This is a genomic window from Nostoc sp. NMS8 (assembly GCF_017115045.1).
GTDB lineage: Bacteria > Cyanobacteriota > Cyanobacteriia > Cyanobacteriales > Nostocaceae > Nostoc.
In genome coordinates this window covers 149,223-165,822 of the sequence record NZ_JABXKK010000116.1, presented here as the reverse complement: position 1 = coordinate 165,822, position 16,600 = coordinate 149,223, and the positions used below count along the sequence as shown (strand labels likewise).

Below are 16,600 nucleotides of genomic sequence, written 5' to 3'. Positions count from 1 at the left end.
AGAAAAGTTTTCTAACATAGCTTTGGAAAGCTAGTTATTTTTAAATTTCAAGTTATGCAAGAGTATGATGTTGTCCTGATCGGTGCTGGACATAATGGGCTAGTTTGTGCAGCTTATTTACTAAAAGCTGGTTATAGCGTTCTGTTACTAGAAAAACGTCCTGTTCCAGGTGGTGCAGCAACAACTGAAGAGTGTTTACCCCAAGAAGCCCCAGGATTTAAATTTAATTTGTGTGCTATTGACCATGAATTTATTCACTTAGGGCCAGTTGTTGAAGAATTAGAATTAGAAAAATACGGCTTGCATTATTTAGAGTGCGATCCAGTTGTTTTCTGTCCTCATCCTGATGGCAAGTATTTCTTAGGACATAAGTCGGTGGAAAAAACTTGTGCCGAAATTGCTCGTTACAGTGAACGTGATGCTAGAAAATATGCAGAATTTGTAGATTTTTGGCAGCGAGCGCTAGGTGCAATGGTTCCGATGTTCAATGCACCGCCAAAGTCAATTATAGACATCCTTGGTAACTACGACATCACAAAACTGAAAGATTTATTTTCGGTGATTGGTTCTCCAAACAAAACGCTGGACTTCATTCGCACGATGTTAACCAGCGCTGAAGATTTACTTAACGAGTGGTTTGATGAGGAATTTCTAAAAGCACCACTAGCCAGACTAGCAGCAGAACTTGGCGCGCCGCCATCACAAAAAACCCTTGCTATTGGTGCAATTATGATGGCAATGCGTCATAATCCAGGAATGGCCAGACCTCGCGGTGGAACTGGCGCACTTGTGCAAGCTTTGGTGAATTTAGTCACAAGTAAAGGTGGCGTGATTCTCACAGAGCAGCATGTTGAAAAAGTTTTAATTGATGATGGCAAAGCTGTAGGTGTACGCGTTGCTGGTGGTAAAGAATATCGCGCTAAATATGGAGTTATTTCTAATATTGATGCCAAGCGATTATTTTTACAAATGACTGATCAAAGCGATGTTGATGCAGCCGATCCAAATTTATGGGAAAGACTAGAACGCCGCATCGTTAATAACAACGAAACTATCCTCAAAATAGATTTGGCTTTAGATGAACCCCTACGCTTTCCACAGCACGACCACAAAGACGAATATCTCGTCGGTTCTATCTTAATTGCAGATTCCGTAGCTCATGTAGAACAGGCTCATAGCAAATGTACCTTGGGAGAGATTCCTGATGCTGACCCATCAATGTACTTGGTAATGCCTAGTTATTTAGATCCCACATTAGCACCATCAGGTAAGCATACCCTATGGATTGAATTTTTTGCCCCTTATCAAATTGCTGGCGCAGAAGGCACTGGTTTAAAAGGTACTGGTTGGACTGATGAATTGAAAAACAAAGTTGCAGATAGAGTAATTGATAAGTTGGCAGACTATGCACCAAATGTCAAGAATGCAACTATTGCCCGTCGTGTAGAAAGTCCAGCAGAACTAGGAGAAAGGTTAGGTGCATATAAAGGCAACTATTACCATGTTGACATGACTCTAGATCAGATGATCTTTTTCCGCCCCTTGCCAGAAATAGCGAACTACAAAACACCAATTGATAATCTATTTTTGACTGGTGCAGGTACTCATCCAGGTGGTTCAATTTCGGGAATGCCGGGACGCAATTGTGCCCGCGCATTTTTACAGGCAAAACATCCCATTAGCCAAACTTTAAAGGATGCGCGAGATTCGATTAAGTCAACTGTTGAGTCAGTTTTTGGTATCAATTAAAGCTTGCAAAAATAGAGCCTATTCTCTTCTATTTTTTGCCTTCGTGTCTTAGTACTGAAAATATTATTTTGGTATTACAAAGACATGAAGGCAAGTTATTGCACCTACAAATTGCATTTTACAGCTATTTTCAGGTAAATAGACCACGCACTAGGGGCAAAGCAATGCTGTGCCCTTACGACAGATGTGGTTCAAATACATGAAAACTGCTGTAAGCTGCATATTTTTAATCGCAAGAAAGATGCAAAGACAGAATTTGAATAATGATTAGCTTAGACAATTGCTTGATATAATAAAGCAAATAACAGCCTTTTATCATCAAAAGCTACTACAATCGCACCCTTGTTAATTAAAGGGAAATACTACATATAAGAGTGCTATGTCTATGACGAGCTATGCTTACGTAACGTATGTAGCAACACAAATATATTGTTTTTTGATTGAAATAGAACCTAAGTGATTGCTTTGTGTGTATCTAATATGATAACGTGATGTACGTTTGATTTTAATAAAAATCTCTGCATCGCTAACAAAGCTCTTTCTTAAAATATAAATAAATTAATGGCTAAAAACTAGTGTATTTTGATAATACTCAAAAAACAAACAGATTTTAACATCATTTAATAAGTTTTGTAGGTACAGCATGGTTTTTCGGCACTGCTTCGTTGCATCTAACATGATAGTTTTCTTAGCATTTGGTTGTAGTAGTGGAGCAAATTCATCGATAGAAAATACTACACAATTTGTTCAAGAAAGTAATGTAACCCAACTTTTCATAGAAGCGAAGGCTACGCAAAAAGCAGAAGATTTATTTCATCAAGGCAATCATTTATTAGATGGACAACTTTATGAAGATGCGATAAAAGCTTATGACAAAGCGATCGCCATCAAAGTTGAGAATCCTGAAGCTTGGATTAACCGTGGCATAGCCTTAACATCGTTGCAACGCTACCAAGATGCTCTTGTATCTTACGACAAAGCGATCGCTATCAAGCCCGACAAATATGAAGCTTGGTATAATCGCGGCATCGCCCTAACATCGTTGCACCGCTACCAAGATGCTCTTGCATCTTACGACAAAGCGATCGCTACCAAACCTAACAAATATGAAGCCTTAATTAACCGAGGCATAACTCTGACAAAGCTGCACCGCTACCAAGATGCGATCGCATCTTATAATAGAGCGATCGCCATCAAGCCAGATTTGCACCAAGCATATTACAACAAAGCTTGCTCTTATGCTTTACAAAGCAATCTGGAATTAACAATTGAGAACCTAGACAAAGCAATTAAGTTTGTTCCTGATAAATACAAGAAATTAGCAAAAACTGACCCAGACTTTAGTAAAGTGCGTAGTGAAAAGCAGTTTCAAGAATTACTGCAATAGTATTTCATCACCACACTTCAGTGTAAAATACAAGCGTAACAAGATTTTTTTCGTGATGCTAGCGGTTTACGATTAGACATGAAAAAATTGTTAATCACCGGAGCAAGTGGTTTTTTAGGATGGCATCTTTGCCAGCTTGCAAAAGAAGAATGGGAGATTTATGGCACTTATTTATCCCATCCTTTAGAGATTCCTGACATGAAAATGTTAAAAGCAAACTTAACAAATTTTCAGGAATTGAAACGTATATTTAATGATGTCAAACCGACGGCAGTTATTCATACTGCTGCACACTCGCAACCAAATTTTTGTCAAACCAACCCCAAAGAATCCCACGCAATTAATGTTATAGCATCCTGCAATATTGCCGGACTGTGTGCAGATAATTCTATTCCTTGTGCTTTTACCTCAACCGATTTAGTTTTTGATGGCTTAAATGCCCCATATCAAGAAACAGATGCCGTGTGCCCTGTAAATCTTTACGGTGAGCAAAAGGCGATCGCAGAAGCAGATATGCTAGAAAGATATCCCATGACCGCAGTGTGTCGGATGCCGTTGATGTTTGGTGCAGCAACACCCACAGCTAAAAGCTTTATTCAGCCATTTATTCAGACTTTACAAGCCGAACAAGAATTAAGTTTATTTATAGATGAATTTCGCACACCAGTAAGTGGAACAACTGCTGCCAAAGGGCTTTTATTAGCATTAGAAAAAGTGAACGGCATCATTCACTTAGGTGGCAAAGAGCGGATTTCGCGTTATGATTTTGGACAAATATTAGTAGAAGTATTTCAACTTCCTAGAACTGGTCTTAAATCCTGCCAACAACAAGATGTGAAAATGGCAGCACCTAGACCAGCGGATGTTTCTTTGGATAGTTCCAAAGCTTTTGCGTTGGGGTATCAGCCTTTATCTGTAAAGGAAGAATTAGAGGAGTTAGAAATTAAGATTCCTAACTCCTAACTCCTAACTCCTCACTTCAGTTAATAAGCATCCATTGGCAGACAAGAACAAACAAAATTCCTGTCGCCAAAGGCTGCATCAATGCGACCGACAGCAGGCCAGAATTTATATTCACGAGTCCAAGGCGCAGGATAGGCAGCTTGTTCGCGAGAATAGGGATGATTCCATTCTCCAGTAATCAGACTTTCGGCTGTGTGGGGTGCGTTCTTCAAAACATTATCTTGAGCATCCACTTTACCAAATTCTATTTCGGCGATTTCTTGGCGAATAGAAATCAACGCATCACAGAAACGATCTAACTCTTGTTTAGATTCACTTTCTGTAGGTTCCACCATGATTGTACCCCCGACAGGCCAGGAGACAGTCGGCGCATGGAAACCGTAATCCATCAGACGCTTGGCGACATCATCGATTTCGATCGCAGCTGATTTTTTGAGCGATCGCAAATCTAAAATACATTCATGGGCAACTAGACCATTTTTCCCCTGATACAAAACCGGATAATACGATTCCAGTTTCTTAGCAATGTAGTTAGCGTTCAGAATCGCCACCTTCGTTGCATGGGTTAAACCATCTGCACCCATCATCGCAATGTACATCCAAGAAATTACCAAGATACTCGCACTACCCCAAGGCGCAGCAGCCACAGCACCAATATGCTGGGTACTGGGGATGGGGGATTGGGTATCGGGAATTTCCTCTTTCCTAGTCCCCAGCCCCCAGTCCCCAATCCCTACCACAGGATGTCCAGGTAGGAACGGTACAAGATGAGATGCAACCCCAATAGGCCCCATACCAGGGCCACCGCCACCATGAGGAATACAGAAGGTTTTGTGCAGATTCAAGTGACAGACATCCGCGCCAATATCTCCAGGACGACAAATCCCCACTTGGGCATTCATATTTGCCCCATCCATGTAAACTTGTCCACCGTGACTATGTACAACAGCGCAGATTTCCTGAATTGGTTCCTCAAATACACCATGAGTTGAGGGATATGTCACCATTAAGGCGGCGAGTTCATTACTATGTTTTTCTGCCTTACTCTTCAGGTCATCAACATCAATATTACCTTGTGAGTCACAAGCAACAGCTACCACCTTCATCCCGCACATCACCGCACTTGCTGGATTTGTCCCGTGTGCCGAAGTGGGAATCAAACAAACGTTGCGGTGTGCTTCACCTCGATTTTCGTGATATTGACGAATTACTAAAAGTCCAGCATATTCGCCCTGAGAACCAGCATTTGGTTGTAGAGAAATTCCCGCAAAACCAGTAATTTCAGCTAACCATGCCTCAAGTTGCTGGAATAGGATTTGATAACCTTGTGTTTGTGACGCAGGTGCAAATGGGTGAATCTTGCCAAATTTCTCCCAACTTACCGGAATCATCTCAGCAGTTGCATTCAACTTCATTGTGCAAGAACCCAAAGGAATCATCGAAGTAGTTAACGACAAGTCCTTGCTTTCTAGCTTGTGCAGATAACGTAATAACTCCGTTTCTGAGTGATAGCGGTTAAAGACTGGGTGAGTGAGATAGGTACTGGTGCGGGAGAGAGAGAGATGAGAGGATGAGGAAGTTAATTCTTCTAAAGTGAAGGGTAAATCATCTGTGCCAGCAAAAATCTGCCAAAGGTCGATTAAGTCTTCTGGTGTTGTTGTTTCATCCAGCGAGATACCAACAGTAGTTGCATCAAAAACCCGTAGGTTAATTTCAAGCTGTTCGCTAGCTGCCAGAATATCTTTTAAATTTTGTCTTTCCAGTTCTACTCGCAGCGTATCAAAGAAATCTTTGGAACTGATGCTATACCCCAAACGCTTCAGTCCTTCCGCCAATAACACCGTTAAAGAGTGGATATTTTCGGCAATTTGCTTCAGTCCAGTTGGGCCATGATAGACGGCGTACATACTCGCCATTACCGCCAGTAGCACCTGTGCAGTACAAATATTACTAGTGGCTTTTTCGCGGCGGATGTGCTGTTCGCGGGTTTGCAAAGCGAGACGTAATGCAGGCTTACCTTGAGCATCTTTTGATACTCCCACAATTCGCCCTGGAACCAGCCGCTTATACTCTTCCTTCGTAGCAAAGTATGCCGCATGAGGGCCCCCAAAGCCCAAGGGAATACCGAATCTCTGAGTGCTACCGACAGCAATATCAGCGCCAAATTCCCCAGGAGGGGTTAGCAAAGTTAAACTTAGAGGATCTGCTGCTACCGTCACCAATGCACCCTTAGCATGGGCTTTTTCTATAAAAGCGCGGTAGTCGAAAATGGTGCCATCACTTGCAGGGTATTGCAGAACAGCCCCAAAAATTGGTTGATCGAAATCAAATGTTTGATGATCGCCGACAATAATTTTAATCCCCAATGGTTTAGCGCGTGTTTGCAACACGTCAATAGTTTGGGGATGACAATCATGAGAGACGAAATAAGCATTTGCCTGATTTTTGGAGACACCATAGCTTAGACTCATTGCTTCAGCTGCGGCTGTGGCTTCATCAAGTAAGGAAGCATTGGCAATTTCTAAACCTGTGAGGTCAATAATCAGGGTTTGGAAATTCAGCAGCGCTTCTAGTCGCCCTTGGGCAATTTCTGGCTGATAAGGAGTGTAGGCAGTATACCAACCGGGGTTTTCTAGAATGTTACGCCCAATCACAGGTGGGGTAATACTGTCGTAATATCCCATACCAATGTATGAGCGAAAAACCTGATTTTTGGCTGCAACTTTTTTTAACGATGCCAGTGCTGCATACTCACTTTCTGCTGCTGGTAACTTTAGCGGTTGCTTCAGCCTGATTGACTGTGGAACTGTTTGGTCAATTAGGGCATCCAGGCTAGGAAACCCCAAAACTTTCAGCATTTGGTGGATGTCATCAGTGTTAGGGCCAATGTGTCTTGGCACAAAACCACTTAACTTTTGACTTTTTTCGTCCAGCACTTGCTGCTCATTAGACTTGAGAATAGGGGCGTGTGATACCACAAATTACTCTCCAGATGGTACTATTTAATATTTTGCAATAAATACTGATGAGAAGTAGGTGTAACTTTTCAGTTCATCTAAATTTCATGACTTATTTTCGAGGGGAGTGGAAAGAGGCAGGGGGCAGGGAGCAGGGAGCAAGGGGGATAGAAAAGAGGCAAGGGAGCAGGGAGCGGGCAGAGTTGGGGAGAAGAATTTGTAGTTTTTCCCCCTGCCCCCTTACTCCCTACTCCCCTTCTACCAGTGCGCGATACTGAGCCGCTGTCAAGTCGTCGTCAACTTCACCAGGATCATCGACGCGTACTTTCAAGAACCATCCTTCGCCGTAGGGGTCATCTGAGACTTGTTCGGGATCGTCAATCAAAGCATCATTACGTTCTATGACTGTGCCGGTCACTGGTGAGTTCAATTCTTCTACGGCTTTCACTGATTCAATTGTGCCAATTTTATCTCCCTTGCTAATAGCTTCGCCGATATCTGGCAGTTCCAAAAACACGATATCACCCAATTCATGTACGGCAAACTCAGTAATGCCAATGGTGGCAATTTCACCATCTAGTCGCACGTATTCATGAGAATCTAAGTATTTGAAATCTTCAGGATATTCAAAAGACATATCACTTTCTCTCCCTTATTAAAAAATTATTGCCTCGATAGTCATCCAAGCCATATCTGGTAATGAACCTTAGTGTAGATTGAATAACTCACAACACATTATTCCTCAAAAACCTTGGCGCTTGTTAGTTGGCAACACGATTTTTTGACCGATAGAAGGGACGTTTAACCACAACTGCTGGATAAGGTTTGCCGCGAATCTCAACTTCTAGCTGTTGACCGATACCTGCTAGCTTGGTAGGAACGTAAGCTAAGGCAACGGGATAACCAAGTGTAGGTGACAAGGTGCCACTGGTAACTTCTCCCACGATTTTACCTGCGGATAAAACTTGATAGCCATGACGGGCAATGTTACGTCCTTGGGTTTGCAAACCGACCAATCGGCGCTGCACTCCAGCAGCTTTTTGTTGTGCTAAAACTTCCCGACCAATAAAATCGCCTTTGGTATCTAAGTGAACTAGCCACCCCAAACCTGCTTCTAAGGGTGTGGTGATGTCATCGATATCTTGTCCGTAAAGTGCCATCGCCGCTTCTAGGCGCAGAGTGTCTCTCGCACCGAGTCCACAAGGGATAACACCAGCTTTATAGAGACTTCGCCACAATGCTATCCCCACATTTGGGTCTACCATCACCTCAAAGCCATCTTCTCCGGTGTAACCTGTGCGGGCTAAGAAAGCAGGTTTACCTAGTAGGGTTGCTTCCAAATGTCCAAAGGCTTTGATTGGTTGTAAGTCTTCTTGCACTAATGGCTGGAGATATTTAATCGCTTTTGGCCCTTGGACGGCGATTAAGACTTTATCTGGTGAAAGGTCTTGGAATTCCAACTTATCTAGGTCAAGGTGTTGCAATAGCCATGCTTTATCTTTGCTGGAGGTTGCCGCATTAACTATGATGAATGCTTTCTGTATCCCAATGGTGTCTTCACCTTGATAATAAACAATGATATCGTCAATAATTCCGGCTTGGGGATTTAACAATACGGTGTATTGTGCTTGACCAGCTTGCAAACGACTCAAGTCAGAAGGCACTAGTGGCTGGAGTTGGGAAATTAGGTTTTTACCTTGGAGGGTAAATTTGCCCATGTGGGAAATATCGAACATTCCGGCTGTATTTCTTACAGCTTCGTGTTCGCGAGTAATTCCACTAAATTGCACAGGCATTTCCCAGCCGCCAAAGCTGGTAAAACGGGCTTTGAGTTCTACACCCAATTGATATAAAGGGGTTCGCGCCAAGGATTGGGCGTTGTCTTCTTGATTAGCCACAGGTAATTATTTTGCGATCGCACCTCAACATCTATCATCCTACGAGAGATTAGGGAAGAGGTGACAGGGGACGGGTGATGGGGAATAATCTCTACCCTGTAGTACCCTATTCCCTTGTCCCCTTTGTCCCCTTCTGTAAGGTTTAATAGTTAAGGTGAAAGTGTTGAGATTTATTAAGAAGACATTATGAAATATTGGCAACTGTTAGCTAGCTTTGCCTTAGCTATGGTTCTTTTTTTGTTTCCTCTATCGGCACAAGCTGCAAGTTCTTCCAGTATTACCCGTTCTGTGGGGAATGATGAACTTAAGGGCAAGGATTACTCTGGTCAAAGTTTAATTGGTACTGAGTTTACCAATCTCAAATTAGATAATGCTAATTTTAGCAATGCTGACTTACGTGGTGGCGTGTTTAACGGTAGCGTATTGGAGGGAGTAAATCTGCATGGTGCTGATTTTAGTGAAGGCATAGCCTATCTAACAAGGTTTAAGAATGCTGATTTAAGTGATGCTGTGTTGACCGATGCCATGATGCTGCGTTCTACTTTTGATGGCGTGGATATCACAGGTACCGACTTTACAAATGCAATTTTAGATGGGGTTCAAGTGAAAAAGCTTTGTGTTAAGGCAAGTGGTGTGAACTCTAAAACTGGCGTAGATACTCGCAAGTCTCTAGGATGTAAGTAGGGTTTTACCCCTCTTCATCAGGGAAGAAGAGGGGAATATTATTTTAACTAATTACGAATTACGAATTACACACAGCGATCGCTAATGATATGCTGCTTCTCTTAAACAGCTTGTATAATTTTCCCGAACTGTCATAGTTGTAGGATGACTTACACCTAAAGTTCGTTCACAAATTTTCAAAGCTTTCTCAAATAAGGGTTTGGCTTTCCTATAGCGTCTTGCATAACGGTAGAGTGCGGCGAGATTATTCATGCTAATGGCAACATCGGGATGGTTGTCTCCCAGCAGGCGTTTACTCAGTTCTAAAGCTTTCTGATACAAGGGTTCAGCTTTGGTATGGCGTCCGGTAGATTCGTAGAGTTGTGCTAAATTATTCAGGCTAGTGGCAACATCGATATGTTCTTCTCCCAGCAGGCGTTTTCTCAGTTTTAAAGCTTGCTCAAGCAAGGGTTCGGCTTCGCTGTACCGTCTTGTATAACAGTACAATGCTGCTAAATTGTTCAGACTTGTGGCAACATGGGGATGTTCTTCTCCCACGAGGCGTTTCCACAGTTCTAAAGCTTGCTGATACAAAAGTTCGGCTTTGGTATAGCGTCCTGTAGATTCGTAGATTAATGCTAAATAGCTGAGACTAGTGGCGACATCAATATGTTCTTCTCCTAGCAAGCGTTTTCTCAGTGCTAAAGCTTGTTCAAGCAAGGGTTCGGCTTCGTTGTAGCGTCCCGTAGATTCGTAGAGTCCTGCTAAATTGCTGAGACTAGTGGCGACATCAATATGTTCTAACCCAAGACGATTTTGAGTCAGTTCTACACACTGTTGTAACCAAGGTTCTGCTTGCTGATAAAGTCCTTGACCTTGATAAAACCAGGCTAATTTGGTAAACAGAGTAATGAGATTTTCATCACTGACATACTGGGACAGGTGGGTTGCAACTTCTGTAATGTGTGGGATATGTGGAGTCAGGTTGAGAATATCTTCAGGGTTAGGCTGTTGCGGAATTAGCTTTGCTACCTCGAACATCATGGCGGCGAATTTAGTTTTTGCTTCATCCGCCTCACTTGACTTATCCAACTTCATTTGGAAAAGTTGCCGAATATCTGGATTGAGACAATAAATTCCTTGACTTTTCTGTTGTAGCAAATGCAATTCCAGTAAATCGGCTATGGCTTTCTCGTTGAGTTCTTGTTTTTTGTCATCTTCTTCTATGGTCTCAATAGATAAGGGAATGTCAGCTAAGGCACACAAACTTAACAAACAGCCAAAGCTTTGGCCATTTACATCTAATTTTTCCCAACTCACTTCAAAAGCTTCAGCCACACCATATTCAGAAGGCATCAATGAATTAGCATTGACCACTGGTTCGTGTTCCACTCGTTTCTTCTCTAGCCGTGTCAGCAATGTTTCCAGAGATACATCTGGCATTTTATCCAGATATTCTCTCACTAACTCTAACGCTAATGACAAATATGTATGTTGTTAATAGCATGAGAATCGAACCGCCAAGAACGCCTTTGGATAGCGTCTCGCAGAGAAGGAAGAGTGAAGAAGGAGCGATCGCCCTTTGAGGTTACAATTGATGACGAAGCCTCTGGTTTTGATAGTAATAATACTTAATGCTCAATTTTGTGAGAAAGGGTGCGATCGTTAGCGATATGCTTCTCTTAAAAACCTGGCATAATTTCCCCGAACCGTCATTGTAGTGAGATGACCTACACCTAAAGTCTTCTCACTAATTGCCAAGGCTTGCTTATACAAGGGTTCGGCTTTACCGTAGCGTCCTGTATGAAAGTAGAGTTCTGCCAGATTGTTAAAGTTATTGGCGACATCAGGATGTTCTTCTCCCAGCAAACGTTTGCTCAATTCTAAAGCTTGCTGTAACAGTACTTCGGCTTCGCTGTAGCGTCCTGTATAAAAGTAGAGTAACGCAAGATTATTCAGGGTAGTACTGACATCGGGATGTTCTTCTCCCAGTAGGCGTTTTCTCAATTCTAAAGCTTGCTGATACAAGGGTTCGGCTTCCCTGTAGCGTCCTGTAGAACTGTACAGTCCTGCGAGACTGTCCAAGCTAGTGGCGACATCGGGATGTTCTTCTCCCAGTAGGCGTTTTCTCAATTCTAAAGCTTGCTGATAAAGTGGTTCGGCTTCCCTGTAGCTTCCTGTATATTCGTAGAGTCCTGCAAGATTGTGTAGACTAACGGCGACAAAGGGATGTTCTTCTCCCAGCAAGCATTTGCTCAGTTCTAAAGCTTGTTGATAAAGTGGTTCGGCTTCCCTGTAGCTTCCTGTATATTCGTAGAGTCCCGCAAGATTGTGCAGGCTAGCGGCGACAAGGGGATGTTCATCTCCCAGTAAGCGTTTGCTCAGTTCTAAAGCTTGCTGATACAGCGGTTCGGCTTTCCTGTAGTGTCCTGTAGATTTGTAGAGTCCTGCGAGATTGTTCAGGCTAGTGACGATATGAGGATGTTCTAAACCAAGACGATTTTTAGTCAGTTCTACACACTGCTGCAACCAAGGTTCTGCTTGCTGATAAAGTCCTTGACCTTTATAAAACCAGCCTAAGCGTGTGAACGGTGTGATTAAATCCTCGTCGCTAAGATATGGAAATAAATCAGTTGCAAGTTCTGCAAGGTGCGGAATATATAAAGTGAGGTTGAGAATCTCTTCACGGTTAGACTTTTGAGGAATTCGTTTTGCCACCCTTACCGCTTGCGCTGCAAAGGAGGTTTTTACTTCATCTGCCTCACTTGACTCATCCAGCTTCATTTGGAAAAATTGCCGAATCAATGGATGTAACTTATAAATTCCTTTACTTTGTCGTTGTAGCAAATGCAATTCCAGCAAATCGGCTATGGCTTTTTCCCATACTTCTTGTTGTTCATCATCTTCTATCGCCTCAACAGGTAAGGGAATGTCAGCCAACGCAAACAAACTTAATCCACAACCCATCTTTTGTGCATTTTCATCCAATTGTTCCCAACTCAATGCAAAAGCTTCAGCGACACCGTATTCATAACGCATTAATGGGTTAGCTTTGGCGATTGCTTCGTGTTCCAGTCGCTTTTTTTCTAGCCGCTTCCGCAGTGTTTCCAGAGACAAGTCTGGCATTGTATCCAGATATCGCCCCACTAACTCTAACGCCAAAGGCAAATATCCCAAGAATTTACAAATTTTTTTCGCAACCCAAGGGTCACTTTTCAGTCGTTCTCTGTCAACTAACGATTTTAATAATTTCATCGCCGCCAATGGTTTGAGAACACCTAAAGGTAATTGCGGCAAAGTTCTATCAAAGCCCAGGCGCGTTGTTAGCAATACTTTAAACCGGGGTGATTCTGGGGGTAGATAAGGCTGAACCTGTTTTTTGTAGTCGGTGACATCATCAAACACCAGCAGCACTTCACCTTGTTGCCAATTCTGCCAGCAGTATCTCTGCCTATCTGCTAATTCCCAATCGTCCGGTGCAATGAGTTTAAATTTCAGTTCAGCAAATCTGAGAATCTGGATTCCGACATCTATTCCCTGTGCAGATAACCAGCAAACCCCACCTTGATAATTCTGCAAATGCTGTTTGGCATATTGGCTAGCGAGTTCAGTTTTGCCGACTCCACCCATACCCGCAACAGCTACAATCGCAACTTGCCGAGATGTTTGTAATTGCTGGTGCAGTTTTTTTAGTTCCACCTCACGTCCCACAAATTTTTCAAATGGGACAGCAGGGGGAATATTTTGATGAATTTCTTTAATTGTGGGTTGGGCATCTTGCCCGCCATTATATTTTGCTGTCAGACAAGCCCGTAACTTTTCTAGCTTACCCCGGTTTTCAGAATTGGCTAATTCAGGATAACTCTTGGCAAACTTTTCATAAACCTCAGTCATCCGCTTTTTGAAAGCAGCAGCGCCAATGTTCAACTCGCTGGCTAGTTTTGCCTCACTCTTCCCTGAGTTTTCAGTCTTCAAACGCTCTACAAAAGCTGCCGTTTGCTCTGGGGATAAGCTATTAGTAGCAGCTTCATTGGCTAGAAAATCAGCCCATTGCATAGACAGCTTGTGAGATTTCTTCTCGATTCTACTTAATTTCTACCTTCTTTCTACTTTGTCTCTATTTCTAGGGAATCTCCTCTTCTTCTGGCAGAAATACGATTTGCATATAAAGATTTAGAAGAGGTTCTGCCGTGAAAACTGCCTTAACAACTCCAGTCAACTCCAATCAAACCACCCAAACTTCCCAATTAATCCCTGCCTCGCCAACATCGATAGAGAATCCATCTACTTGGATGCGAGATGGATATAGCCCTACTGAAATTATTCTGGCGGCGGCAATTTTAACTTCATTGTCCATTGGGGGAATTGCCACTGTGATTGTGGCGATTACGGGTTTAGTTAAAACTTTAGTGCCTGTGATGGTACAGCCGACAAGAGAAAATAAGAAGTAGTCAATTTAGAACTGGGGCGAATGGAATTCGCGGCTATACAAACAAAGTCCGCCTACGCGGACTAATAGAAAATTGAAGGTTTGAAACCCACGGAGGTGGGTTTTGCTTGTGTAGACGCGGTTTCTAACCGCCGATTTTATTCACGATATCAGAGAACAAGAATTCTGCGTAGGCGTAGCCAGTCGTAGACATCGCCACTTGAGCCTTTTATCCTCAACGTTGAGCCTTTTAACCTCAACGTTGCACCTTTTATCTTCAACGTTGCACCTTTTATCTTTAACGTTGCACCTTTTATCTTCAACGTTGAGCCTTTTATCCTCAACGTTGCACCTTTTATCCTCGAAGTTGCACTTTTTATCCTCAACGTTACACCTTTTATCTTCGACGTTGAGCCTTTTATCCTCAACGTTGCGCTTTTTATCCTCGAAGTTGCGCCTTTTATCCTCAACGTTGCACCTTTTATCCTCGAAGTTGGGATTTGCTACTCAAAACAGCCAGATAAATACTCTATCCCTCCTGCCCCCTGCCCCCTGCCTCCTAATACTAAGGTGACTGATTTAACACCCACTTCAACCACTGACTAAAGGAACTTACAACATTCAACTTTTGCACTCCAGTAGCACGGGCGGCGGCGAGTCCATCAACGGCGACTAATGCGGCGTATTGCAAGCCCAAAAAACTATCAACTGCTGCATAAGGGCCACCTAAAGTAATAGCTCCAGCCGCATACATTTGACCTCTATCACTACGCATTTCTACCAATTCAAAATTGTTCGCTACAGTCAATCGCCCCAGATGATTCACTGGGAGGTTGTAATGTTTCACCAAATCTGCTAATAGGGGATTGGTATCTACCTTGGCATCCAGTCCAGTAGCATCAACAATAAAGTCAGCGAGCAATTTCATTTCCCCAAAGCTTTGCTCTCGGATACTGGTAATAGTCCGGTTTTGGGCATCTCGTTCTACATCCAGCACTTCACCGAAGGTAATTTGATACCAACCTTCGCTTAACCCTTGGGCGGTAATTTGCTGCCAGTCTTGACGATCGGCGGTGGTAGTTCCACCCCAGTCTGCTAGTAAACGCTTGCGTTCATCGGGACTAGCTTTTTCTAACATTGCCCGGAGTTCGCCGCCCCAACAGGCTTTCGGCCAGTTAAAGGGTTGAAATTCGTAATGATTTTTGACTAGGCGCGTGGCTCTTTGAAATTTGTTACCTTGGGGTTTAGGCGATCGCATTAAATGCAAAACTGCAATATTCCGATTTCGTTTTCTGGCTTCATAAATGCGCTGCACAATCCGCGAAGCCACAATTCCCCGTCCCCGAATCAATACCGTACCACCATGTTGCTCTAGTTGTTCATAAACATGATCGTGGGCTTCATAAGCATTGACGACAGATTTAAAATCTTGATATTTTTCCCTATAAGCTTGCAAATCTGGGAGAAACTGAATTGCAGGATACCCAGTAGCTAAATGTAAGTAACGACTAACTAAAAAAGCATAATTTCCAGGGCCGCGAGAATAGGCTACGCAATATCTGCCATCATCAGTTTTGCGAATTCCCCTAACTCGCCCATAGCGATAAATTTGATTCCAGCCAATACGCTTTGTCTCCCTATCTATGGAATCAAAGACGTTACCCGCACGGGGAGTATAAGTTTCGGCAAATGTTGGTTCAGCAAAGACTTGCCATAAATACTTGAATGCTGACTTTATCTCTCCCTTGGCTAAGTCTCCCCAAGCTTCTCGCAAGGCATAACTAGGCCAACCCCAAATATTATCAGGACAAGAGTCAGAATTAGAACGCAGTCTTTCATATAAGGGAATTTGCGAATTCAGACAAAGGCGCTTGTAACGGGCATAAGGTTCCGCCTCTAATCCCAGAGCCACAATTTTTTCAGCACGTACACCACTAATTCGCAGCAAATCAGCCCATAAAAAGCTACCCAATCCCGCCCCGATCGCTAGATAATCAGATTCATCTACTGGCAATCCCGTAGCATGAAGTGCTTGCACAGCGACCTTTTGTGCTTGAAATGCCAATGGCGGGAAATTGCTTGTCAAAGGCGTTAGCGGCTGGACTACAGGCAAGCTGGGGTCTGGAAGATTGGTATTTGCGTTAAAGCGAATCGTTGAAGGGGGGCTAGTATCTGGTGCGGAGGCGTTAGCAACAAATGTCACTGTTATTAAATAGGGGCCAATTTGCAAGGTATCGCCATTAGCCAGGATACTCCGCGTTTGTGGTTGACCATTGACATAGACACCGTTAATACTGCCTTGGTCAATCACTAATAGATGGTCTTGTTCCCACTCAATTAGGGCATGGTAGCGAGAAACTTCGTTACTGTTAAGCAGCATCCGAGAAACGCGCACTCCCTTAAGTTCAGCAGGTAAACGAGCGAATTCTCGACCAAAAGCGATCGGCATATTCAACCTTGGTTCTCGCCGTTCACCTGTCGCTGGTTCTTCCCAACTTAATTGGATTTGTAAGTCATTTGTCATTTGTCATTGGTCATTAATTATTCTCCCCTG

At 43.1% G+C, this 16,600-nt stretch carries 12 protein-coding genes; 5 read left to right on the top strand and 7 right to left on the bottom strand.

Going from position 1 to position 16,600, the window contains the following annotated elements:
- Positions 1-54: 54 nt before the first annotated feature.
- The 3 genes from crtO (at position 55) to HWQ39_RS31690 (ending at position 4,099) form a co-directional block, all read left to right on the top strand.
- Positions 55-1,749: a beta-carotene ketolase CrtO gene (gene crtO / locus HWQ39_RS31700; RefSeq protein ID WP_292853918.1), complete on the top strand. Its 1,695-nt coding sequence runs from the start codon at positions 55-57 to the stop codon at positions 1,747-1,749.
- Between the two features lie 643 nt (positions 1,750-2,392).
- Positions 2,393-3,136, top strand: coding sequence for a tetratricopeptide repeat protein (locus tag HWQ39_RS31695; protein WP_292853917.1), 744 nt, complete (start codon positions 2,393-2,395; stop codon positions 3,134-3,136).
- Between the two features lie 78 nt (positions 3,137-3,214).
- Positions 3,215-4,099 carry an NAD(P)-dependent oxidoreductase gene (locus HWQ39_RS31690; RefSeq protein ID WP_292853916.1) on the top strand — a complete coding sequence of 295 codons (885 nt, stop codon included), beginning with the start codon at positions 3,215-3,217 and terminating at the stop codon, positions 4,097-4,099.
- A 20-nt stretch (positions 4,100-4,119) separates the two neighbouring features.
- On the opposite strand, the gene gcvP is transcribed toward HWQ39_RS31690, so the two are convergent.
- From gcvP to gcvT, 3 genes are all read right to left on the bottom strand, one after another.
- Positions 4,120-7,077: an aminomethyl-transferring glycine dehydrogenase gene (gene gcvP / locus HWQ39_RS31685; RefSeq protein ID WP_292853915.1), complete on the bottom strand. Its 2,958-nt coding sequence runs from the start codon at positions 7,075-7,077 to the stop codon at positions 4,120-4,122.
- Between the two features lie 226 nt (positions 7,078-7,303).
- Positions 7,304-7,693 carry a glycine cleavage system protein GcvH gene (gene gcvH, locus HWQ39_RS31680; protein WP_179065104.1) on the bottom strand — a complete coding sequence of 130 codons (390 nt, stop codon included), beginning with the start codon at positions 7,691-7,693 and terminating at the stop codon, positions 7,304-7,306.
- 124 nt (positions 7,694-7,817) lie between these two features.
- Complete coding sequence (gcvT, locus tag HWQ39_RS31675) at positions 7,818-8,954, bottom strand: glycine cleavage system aminomethyltransferase GcvT (protein WP_292853914.1); 1,137 nt, start codon at positions 8,952-8,954, stop codon at positions 7,818-7,820.
- Between the two features lie 186 nt (positions 8,955-9,140).
- On the opposite strand from gcvT, the gene HWQ39_RS31670 reads away from it, so the two are divergent.
- The gene (locus HWQ39_RS31670; RefSeq protein WP_292853913.1) at positions 9,141-9,638 is read left to right on the top strand and encodes a pentapeptide repeat-containing protein; all 498 of its coding nucleotides are present in this window, start codon (positions 9,141-9,143) and stop codon (positions 9,636-9,638) included.
- An 81-nt stretch (positions 9,639-9,719) separates the two neighbouring features.
- Here HWQ39_RS31670 and HWQ39_RS31665 read toward each other — a convergent pair whose 3' ends face one another.
- Positions 9,720-11,060 (bottom strand): tetratricopeptide repeat protein, encoded by a 1,341-nt coding sequence (locus HWQ39_RS31665; protein WP_292853912.1) that lies wholly within the window; start codon positions 11,058-11,060, stop codon positions 9,720-9,722.
- A gap of 222 nt (positions 11,061-11,282) precedes the next feature.
- The gene (locus HWQ39_RS31660) at positions 11,283-13,673 is read right to left on the bottom strand and encodes a tetratricopeptide repeat protein (protein ID WP_292853911.1); all 2,391 of its coding nucleotides are present in this window, start codon (positions 13,671-13,673) and stop codon (positions 11,283-11,285) included.
- A gap of 134 nt (positions 13,674-13,807) precedes the next feature.
- Here HWQ39_RS31660 and HWQ39_RS31655 point away from each other — a divergent pair, with 134 nt between their 5' ends.
- Entirely contained in the window at positions 13,808-14,068 is a 261-nt protein-coding gene (locus HWQ39_RS31655; protein ID WP_292853910.1) for a hypothetical protein, read from the top strand.
- A 148-nt stretch (positions 14,069-14,216) separates the two neighbouring features.
- On the opposite strand, the gene HWQ39_RS31650 is transcribed toward HWQ39_RS31655, so the two are convergent.
- Together HWQ39_RS31650 and HWQ39_RS31645 are read right to left on the bottom strand one after the other, a co-directional pair.
- Positions 14,217-14,516, bottom strand: a complete 300-nt coding sequence (locus HWQ39_RS31650; RefSeq protein WP_292853909.1) for a hypothetical protein — start codon at positions 14,514-14,516, stop codon at positions 14,217-14,219.
- A 95-nt stretch (positions 14,517-14,611) separates the two neighbouring features.
- A complete protein-coding gene (locus tag HWQ39_RS31645; protein ID WP_292853908.1) occupies positions 14,612-16,570 on the bottom strand; it encodes an FHA domain-containing protein in 1,959 nt (652 codons plus the stop codon).
- Positions 16,571-16,600 lie beyond the last annotated feature (30 nt).

Excerpts from the sequence above, each read along its gene's own strand:
- HWQ39_RS31695 (WP_292853917.1), top strand. The coding sequence starts at position 2,393 with ATGGTTTTTCGGCACTGCTTCGTTGCATCTAACATGATAGTTTTCTTA.
- HWQ39_RS31660 (WP_292853911.1), bottom strand. The coding sequence starts at position 13,673 with ATGCAATGGGCTGATTTTCTAGCCAATGAAGCTGCTACTAATAGCTTA.
- HWQ39_RS31690 (WP_292853916.1), top strand. The coding sequence starts at position 3,215 with ATGAAAAAATTGTTAATCACCGGAGCAAGTGGTTTTTTAGGATGGCAT.
- HWQ39_RS31670 (WP_292853913.1), top strand. The coding sequence starts at position 9,141 with ATGAAATATTGGCAACTGTTAGCTAGCTTTGCCTTAGCTATGGTTCTT.
- HWQ39_RS31665 (WP_292853912.1), bottom strand. The coding sequence starts at position 11,060 with ATGCCAGATGTATCTCTGGAAACATTGCTGACACGGCTAGAGAAGAAA.
- gcvH (WP_179065104.1), bottom strand. The coding sequence starts at position 7,693 with ATGTCTTTTGAATATCCTGAAGATTTCAAATACTTAGATTCTCATGAA.
- HWQ39_RS31645 (WP_292853908.1), bottom strand. The coding sequence starts at position 16,570 with ATGACAAATGACTTACAAATCCAATTAAGTTGGGAAGAACCAGCGACA.
- crtO (WP_292853918.1), top strand. The coding sequence starts at position 55 with ATGCAAGAGTATGATGTTGTCCTGATCGGTGCTGGACATAATGGGCTA.